Annotated in this window: 8 protein-coding genes; 4 read left to right on the forward strand and 4 right to left on the reverse strand. The window is 61.9% G+C overall.

Annotation, left to right across the window (positions count from 1 at the left end):
* Positions 1 to 9 precede the first annotated feature (9 nt).
* Together E5W87_RS03565 and E5W87_RS03570 are read left to right on the forward strand one after the other, a co-directional pair.
* Positions 10 to 468, forward strand: a complete 459-nt coding sequence (locus E5W87_RS03565) for a carboxymuconolactone decarboxylase family protein (RefSeq protein ID WP_292394056.1) — start codon at positions 10 to 12, stop codon at positions 466 to 468.
* Positions 469 to 528: 60 nt separating this feature from the next.
* Positions 529 to 906 (forward strand): DoxX family protein, encoded by a 378-nt coding sequence (locus E5W87_RS03570; RefSeq protein ID WP_292394058.1) that lies wholly within the window; start codon positions 529 to 531, stop codon positions 904 to 906.
* A gap of 41 nt (positions 907 to 947) precedes the next feature.
* Here the strand turns inward: E5W87_RS03570 and E5W87_RS03575 are convergent, their stop codons facing one another.
* The gene (locus E5W87_RS03575) at positions 948 to 1670 is read right to left on the reverse strand and encodes an SDR family oxidoreductase (protein WP_292394060.1); all 723 of its coding nucleotides are present in this window, start codon (positions 1668 to 1670) and stop codon (positions 948 to 950) included.
* Positions 1667 to 2512 (reverse strand): SDR family NAD(P)-dependent oxidoreductase, encoded by an 846-nt coding sequence (locus E5W87_RS03580; protein WP_292394063.1) that lies wholly within the window; start codon positions 2510 to 2512, stop codon positions 1667 to 1669. Before E5W87_RS03580 ends, E5W87_RS03575 begins: the two co-directional genes overlap by 4 nt.
* A 103-nt stretch (positions 2513 to 2615) precedes the next feature.
* On the opposite strand from E5W87_RS03580, the gene E5W87_RS03585 reads away from it, so the two are divergent.
* Positions 2616 to 3488 (forward strand): helix-turn-helix transcriptional regulator, encoded by an 873-nt coding sequence (locus tag E5W87_RS03585; protein ID WP_292394065.1) that lies wholly within the window; start codon positions 2616 to 2618, stop codon positions 3486 to 3488.
* Between the two features lie 26 nt (positions 3489 to 3514).
* Here E5W87_RS03585 and E5W87_RS03590 read toward each other — a convergent pair whose 3' ends face one another.
* The gene (locus E5W87_RS03590) at positions 3515 to 3865 is read right to left on the reverse strand and encodes a 1-deoxy-D-xylulose-5-phosphate synthase (RefSeq protein WP_292394067.1); all 351 of its coding nucleotides are present in this window, start codon (positions 3863 to 3865) and stop codon (positions 3515 to 3517) included.
* A gap of 27 nt (positions 3866 to 3892) precedes the next feature.
* The gene (locus E5W87_RS03595) at positions 3893 to 4522 is read right to left on the reverse strand and encodes a TetR family transcriptional regulator C-terminal domain-containing protein (protein ID WP_292394069.1); all 630 of its coding nucleotides are present in this window, start codon (positions 4520 to 4522) and stop codon (positions 3893 to 3895) included.
* A 254-nt stretch (positions 4523 to 4776) separates the two neighbouring features.
* Here E5W87_RS03595 and E5W87_RS03600 point away from each other — a divergent pair, with 254 nt between their 5' ends.
* Complete coding sequence (locus E5W87_RS03600; protein WP_292394072.1) at positions 4777 to 6105, forward strand: aspartate aminotransferase family protein; 1329 nt, start codon at positions 4777 to 4779, stop codon at positions 6103 to 6105.
* Positions 6106 to 6142: the final 37 nt, after the last annotated feature.

Genomic DNA, 6142 nt, shown 5'->3' on the forward strand with positions numbered 1-6142 from the left:
GTAAAGACGATGAAACAGAGGTTGCAATTCTTCGCCAAGGCGCCGGAAATCATGAAGGCGGTATCGGCGCTCAACAAGGCGGTCGACGAATGCGGGCTGGAGGAAAGCCTGCTGCATCTTATCAAATTGCGAGCGTCGCAGATCAATGGCTGTTCGTATTGCGTCGAGATGCACAGCCGCGAGGCGCGCCATGACGGCGAGACCGAACAGCGGCTCTATCTCGTCTCCGCCTGGAAGGAATCGCCGCTGTTTTCCGAGCGCGAACGCGCTGCCTTCGCGTGGACCGAAGCGGTGACGAAGATCGCCGATAACGGTGTCTCGGACGAACTCTATGCGCGGACGCTCGAGCATTTCTCGGAAGAGGAACTGGTCAAGCTGTCTGTCGCGCTTGGCATGATCAACACCTGGAACCGGCTTTGCGTTCCGTTCCAGGCCATTCATCCGATGCCAGCGGCGAGAGCTGCCTGAGCGGTCGAGCCGGCGCGCGGCCAGGGCGCCGCGTGCCATTTTTGTTTGGGGATCAAGAACATGTTGGCAAATTTTGAGAATGAGATTCTGGTTGCCGCCCGCCTGTTGCTTGGCGGCGCCTTTGTCTTTGCTGGCCTGCGCAACATCCAGAACGCAACCTTCCTGACCCAGATGATGGCGACACGCGGCGTGCCGCAGGCGCGGTTGATGCTGTGGCTGGGGATCGTCCTCCAGATCGTCGCTGGAGCGCTGGTGATATCAGGTGTCTGGACCGCTGCCGCCGCTTTGTGCCTGGTGCTGTTCCTGATCGTCGCCACCCCGATGTTTCACAATTTCTGGGATCATCAGGGTCCCGAGCGCGCGTCCCGTATCAACGGCTTTATCGGCAATGTGGCGTTGACTGGAGGGTTCCTGGCGCTGATGGCGCAGACGGTATAGCGGGTGCGCGGGCGGCGTTCGGAGGCGACACCCCCCACCGCTCATGCGGCAAATCGCAGACCGCCGTCACAGGTCAGCACCTGGCCCTTCATGAAGCCGTTGGAGACCAAGAATGCGATGGCGCTGGCGACGTACTCGGCGCGGCCGATGCGGCCGACCGGGGTCTTGCCGGCATAGTCGGCGAAGATCCTCTGGCGCTGCTCGGAGGGCAAAAAGTCCCACCACGGCGTGTCGATGACGCCGGGTGCCACGACATTGACGCGCAACGGCTTCAACTCCATCGCCAGGATCGGCACCACTGTCAAAAGCATGCCGTTGACGGCGGCGATACCGGCGACGCCCGGGGCTGACAATTGCGCAGATACCGCGGAGATGAAGGTGACCGAGCCGCTCTTGTTCAGCGACGGCAAGGCGGCTTGCAGGCAGGACAATTGCGGCCGGACTTTCTCGTCGACGCCGCTGTTGAGGTCGGCAAGATCCAGCGTTTCGAAAGGGCCAAGGCCCTTGCCGCCGCTCGCGGCCAGCACCAGATGGTCGAATGCCCCAAGCGTCTCGAAGAAAGCTCGGACATTGGCCGGTTCGGTCGCGTCGAAAGCAGCGATTGCGACATTGCCGGACAGGCTTTGCCGCGCCCGTTCGAGCTTCTCTTGGCTGCGGCCGGTGATGGTGACATTCATGCCCTGGCCAAGCAGATTCCGCGCCGTAGCAAGGCCGATGCCGGAAGAGCCGCCGACGATCACGGCATGTGAGGGTTTCTCGCTCATGAATGCTGTTCCTTCGATGTTAGGGTGGCCGACTGATGCCCGACGAGGTCGAGGCTCAAGGTCCGCAATTGCTGTCTCGCCTTCGCGTCATAGGCCTGCGCATTGGCGCGAGATTCTCTCTGGCCGTCGAAATAGAGGCCGCTTCGCCCTTCGAGCGCTGGCGACGTCGCGAGATTGAAGATGGCTTCGGCGCCGGTTTCGACCGAGTTCCAAGGCGTGACGCCGGCTTGCCGGACCATGGTGGTGTTCATGTAGCTTGCCGGATGCAGGCTGTTGACGGTGACGCCGGTGTTCTTCAGCTCTTGCGCCAGATCGATGGTGAACATGATCTGCGCCAGCTTGCTCTGGCAGTAGGCACGGACGCCATCGTAGCTGCGGGTCAGCATGACATCGTCGAAATCGATCGCCTGCTGGCCGGCCGAGGCGACATTGACGATGCGCGCCGGCGCGCTCGCCTTGAGCAGCGGCAGAAGCTCTGATGTGAGCAGGAAGCCGGCGAGGTAGTTGACGGCAAAACGCAGTTCGTAGCCGTCGGCGCTGACCTGTCGTTTGGTGCCGGCGGTGCCGACGCCGGCGTTGTTGATGAGGATATCGAGCCGGTCCGTGCGGGCGGGAACAGCCTCGGCGAGACGGCGGATTTCGGCGAGCGACGAAAGGTCGGCGACGAGAAGCTCGGCCTTGCCGCCAGCGGCTTCGATCTCGGCGACCGTCGCCTTGCCTCGTGTCGCATCGCGGCCATGCACCAGGACACGCGCGCCGCCGGCGCCGAGCCTTTGCGCGACCACGCGACCGACGCCGTCGGTCGATCCGGTGATGAGGATTGTCTTGTCGTTCAGTTCCATGCTTGAGCCTCCACATTGTTGCTCTGGGTGGAAGATGGGGCATCCGACGCGCCTCAAACAGTTCAAACTTTATCCTGGTATCGATACTGCTATAATGACGCCGATGGATTCCCCGACGTATTCAGCCGAAGACAGCCGCCGCCGCGAGCTTGGCGCCTTCCTGCGCTCTCGGCGCGAAAGGCTAACGCCGTCGGATACCGGTATCCCAACGGGCCGCAGGCGGCGCACGCCCGGGCTTCGCCGGGAGGAAGTGGCGATGATCGCCGGCGTCGGCACGACCTGGTACACCTGGCTGGAGCAGGGGCGTGAGGTCAGGCCCTCGGTTGAGGTGCTGACGGCGCTTTGCGAGGCGCTGCGGCTCGATACTGCTGAGAAGCGCCATCTCTTCATTCTCGCCGGCCGCCAGCAGCCGGAGCGTCGCACCGTGGAGCCGGAGAAAATCGACGGCCCCTTGCTGCACATGCTGCAAAGCCTTGTCCTGCAGCCGGCCTATGTTGTCGGGCGGCGCTGGGATGTGCTGGCCTGGAACCCGGCCGCGGCAGCCGTGTTCGGCGACTATGGCCTGCTGGAGGGCGATGCCCGCAACATCGTCCACATGGTCTTCACCAATCCGCACCATCGGCGCCTGCTGGTCGACTGGGAAGAGCTTGCGCGCGCCGTGATCGCTTCGTTCCGGGCGGAGAGCGCGAAGTATGTCGGCGATCCGGATTTCGAGCGGCTGATCGCGCTGATGACGCGTTCAAGCCCGGAATTCCGCACCTGGTGGCCGCTGCGCGATGTGGCTCGTGAACTAACGGGTGTGAAGCATGTCAGACATCCGACGGCCGGCAGCATGGCGTTCGAGCATATGAGTTTTTCGATCGACGACGGCTCGGATATGAAGCTGATTGTCTACACGCCACTCGCCGAGCAGAACTCGATCGCAAAATTGCAAAAGCTGCTCGAGGCGATGCCGGCCGAGCGGCGCAGCGCGTGACGTTGGCGCATTTCGACCAGACTCAGTCAGACGACTTTTTCCCTGATTTCACGCCAGTATTCTTCTGCGATATCAGCGTCAATTTGCACGGGTGCAGAGCTCTTTGGATACAAGCGATCTTTACCGTCCTTTCGTGGGCCTGAGATCCAAAATTCCTCGCCTGTATCAATGTCGAAGTAGTTTGCTTTGAACCCACTGCCTTTCAGGCTCTGGAAGGTCTGGCCTCGATAACTTATCGATTTGCCGGTTTGAGAAAATGTAACGCGGCCAATTCGCGCCGGTCCATTCAGCGATGCGGATTTGTTCTCGATATACATGATGCGCGTCTTTGGCATGCCAACATGATCATATGCGCCATCGATGAAGGCAACAGGCAACGCGCGAGCCGATTCCGCTCAGACCGATTAGCTTTTCGGCTTCAGCCCGTCGATGAACAATTGTTCGAGAAATCTTGCCGCGTCCTCAAAACGGCCGTCGCCGCCGCGGTTGGGGCCGAGCACGGCACGGACCTGAACGTCGAAATCGGCGTAATGCTGCGTTGTAGCCCAGATCGAGAAGATCAGGTGCCAGGGATCGGTGCGGGCGATCTTGCCGGCACGCATCCAGCCCTTGATGACGGCGGCCTTCTCGTCGACCAGCGTCTTCAGCTCGCCTTCCAGCATCGGCATGATGCGCGGCGCGCCCTGTAGGATCTCGTTGGCGAACAGGCGGCTTTCCCTAGGGAAATCACGCGCCATTTCAAGCTTGCGCCTGATGTAGCTGCGCAATTCGGTGAGGGGGTCGCCGATGTCGTCGAGTTCGCGCAGCGGCGCCAGCCAGGTGTTCAGAAGCCGCTGCATCAGCGTCTCGTGGATGTCCTCCTTGCGGCGGAAATAATAGAGCAGGTTAGGCTTCGACATGCCGGCGGCTTCGGCGATCTGGTCGATGGTCGAGCCGCGAAAACCGTTGGTTGAGAAGACCTCGAGTGCCGCCTCCAGGATCAGCTCGCGCTTTTCCTGCTGTATGCGGGTGCGGCGAGGGGCGGGGGTGTCCATGTCGGCCGTCACCGCAGCCTACCCTGGGTTGGGGAGCGATCTGGACCAATCCTCTGGACCAGTTTTTCCCCGGCCTGTGGAGCGCGCCTCAGCTGCCGCATTTCCGCTAGTAATCCCTTGACCGCCGACAGGGCGGTGCTAACGTTTGTCCAATCGGTCAAAATTTGCGTAGCACGAAACCGCAGCGAAGACCAAGTGTCGGGAAGACCAAGCGTTAGCCGTACCGAAACAGGTTACAAGGGGAAGTCTTGGTCATGTCCAACCGGCTGAAAGTCACGCCGAACGATCTCAGCGCATTCTGGATGCCGTTCACGGCAAACCGGCAGTTCAAGCAAGCGCCTCGCATGATGGTGTCCGCCAAGGACATGCATTACACGACGAGCGACGGGCGCAAGGTTCTCGACGGCACCGCCGGCCTCTGGTGTGTCAATGCCGGCCACTGCCGGCCGAAGATCACCGAGGCGATCCAGCAGCAGGCCGCCGAGCTAGACTATGCGCCGGCCTTCCAGATGGGCCACCCGATCGTCTTCGAACTGGCAAACCGTTTGGTCGACCTCGCGCCGAAGGGCATGGATCATGTGTTCTTCACCAATTCCGGATCGGAATCGGTCGAGACCGCGCTGAAGATGGCGATCGCCTATCACCGCGCCAAAGGCGAGGGCTCACGCACCCGCCTGATCGGCCGCGAGCGCGGCTATCACGGCGTCAATTTCGGCGGCATCTCGGTCGGCGGCATCGTCACCAACCGCAAGATGTTCGGCACGCTGCTCGGCGGCGTCGACCACATGCCGCACACGCATCTGCCGGAGAAGAATTCGTTCACCAAGGGCGTGCCCGAGCATGGCGCGGAATTGGCCAACGAGCTGGAGCGCATCGTCGCGCTGCATGATGCCTCGACCATCGCGGCCGTCATCGTCGAGCCGGTGGCCGGTTCCACTGGCGTCATCCTGCCGCCGAAGGGCTACTTGCAGAAGCTGCGCGAGATTTGCACCAAGCACGGCATCCTTCTGATCTTCGACGAGGTCATCACCGGTTTCGGCCGCCTCGGCACGCCGTTTGCCGCTGACTATTTCGGCGTCACGCCCGATATCATGACGACCGCCAAGGGCGTCTCCAACGGCGTCATCCCGATGGGCGCGGTGTTCGTCAAGAAGGAAATCCACGACGCCTTCATGACCGGCCCTGAGCATATGATCGAGTTCTTTCACGGCTACACCTATTCGGGCAATCCGATCGCCTGTGCGGCTGCGCTCGGCACGCTCGACACCTACAAGGAAGAGGGGCTGCTGACCCGCGGCGAGGAACTGGCGCCGTATTGGGAAGACGCGCTGCATTCGCTGAATGGCGAGCCGAACGTCATCGATATCAGAAACATCGGCCTGATCGGCGCGATCGAGCTGGCGCCCATTCCCGGCAGTCCGACCAAGCGTGCCTTCTCGGCCTTCGTCAAGGCGTTCGAGCGCGGCGCCCTGATCCGCACCACCGGCGACATCATCGCGCTGTCGCCGCCGCTGATCATCACCAAGGGCCAGATCAACGAATTGATCGACCATGTGCGTGAAGTGCTGAGGGCGGTGGATTGAGGGACGCGCCGCAGCTTTCCCTCCCCCTTGAGGGGAG

Source organism: Mesorhizobium sp. (assembly GCF_004962925.1).
Lineage (GTDB): Bacteria > Pseudomonadota > Alphaproteobacteria > Rhizobiales > Rhizobiaceae > Mesorhizobium.